Here is a 1068-nt window from a genome sequence, read left to right on the forward strand (position 1 = left end):
CTTGTCTAACAATTATGGGGCACTTCAAAACAATGAAGATTTTTATCATCTTTTTTTAATCGTTAAAGCTGCGACTTTTTGAGCAAATTACTGGCTTTTAGACACGATATTGAGTACGATTTACAACAGTTTAGTAGTCGTAGCCTTCATCGCTAATCCTTGATAATTAGCGGTTTGTAGCTGGTCACAATGGTTAGTCGGAGGGGCGTTGTTTTGTTGTTAGTAAATTAGGCTTGCATTTATAGCCTATCGGGCGTAACATAATCTCATTGATTTTTTGAAAGGACAAATGGTGGGAGAAAATGACTCTGGAACAATTAGCAGCCCAAAGTGGGGTTACTGCTGATAAGATTGTTGCGTACACTAAAGCGGGATTGCTTCCTTGTAAGGATGCCAATGCGCAGTTTAGTTCGGACGATCAATATTGGCTAGATATGGTCAATTGCTTCTTAGAAAATGGCTCATCCGTTGAGGATTTAAAAGACTTAATGCCACTTTGCGAACAGTGTGCAACTAAGTAATTCATTAATTTAACCATTACGGCGTGAAATGACTAGTTTTAGTCGTCTCGCGCTTTTTTTGATTCTAACGATTTAATTATTGAAAGTGATAGTTGAGATTTTTGCTAATTGCCCAACTATGATATTATACGTGCGGATTTTTCCGCCTACCGGGGCGGTCTGACAACGCTGGAACGCCATGGGCACGGTTTTGAGCTCACAAGCAAAACCCGCTTGTAATCTCAAAACTCGGCCTTACACTAACCTGAGCAACCCATTCAGCTAAGTGTAATTTCATGGCTGAGCGCTGTCAGACCACACCTCACGGCTAAGCTGAAATTTGACATGGTGATCCTATTTTATCTAGCTTTAGTTGGATTGATCTTTATTTCAAAAGGCGGCCAGCTGTCAATTTTTTCAATAACTGTCAGTAAATTTTTAGTAAGGGTCTCATTTAGCTGAGTGGTTGTTTCTTAGATGAATTTAGTAATTACGAGTAGTCGATTCAAAGTCAGGTACGTATCTATTTTCCTTCGAGTACTATCCAGCCGTGAGGGGCGTCCTGACA

General features: G+C 40.1%; 1 protein-coding gene. It reads left to right on the forward strand.

Annotated elements, in window-relative coordinates; genetic code table 11:
* The first annotated feature begins 302 nt into the window (after positions 1–302).
* The gene (locus tag ACG95_RS03340) at positions 303–521 is read left to right on the forward strand and encodes a MerR family transcriptional regulator (protein ID WP_047999152.1); all 219 of its coding nucleotides are present in this window, start codon (positions 303–305) and stop codon (positions 519–521) included.
* The last annotated feature ends 547 nt before the right edge of the window (positions 522–1068 follow it).

The sequence above is a fragment of the Lactiplantibacillus herbarum genome, from assembly GCF_001039045.1.
Classification (GTDB): domain Bacteria; phylum Bacillota; class Bacilli; order Lactobacillales; family Lactobacillaceae; genus Lactiplantibacillus; species Lactiplantibacillus herbarum.

What these genes read in the sequence shown, in the direction of transcription:
- ACG95_RS03340 (WP_047999152.1), top strand. Translation starts at nt 303, where the DNA reads ATGACTCTGGAACAATTAGCAGCCCAAAGTGGGGTTACTGCTGATAAG.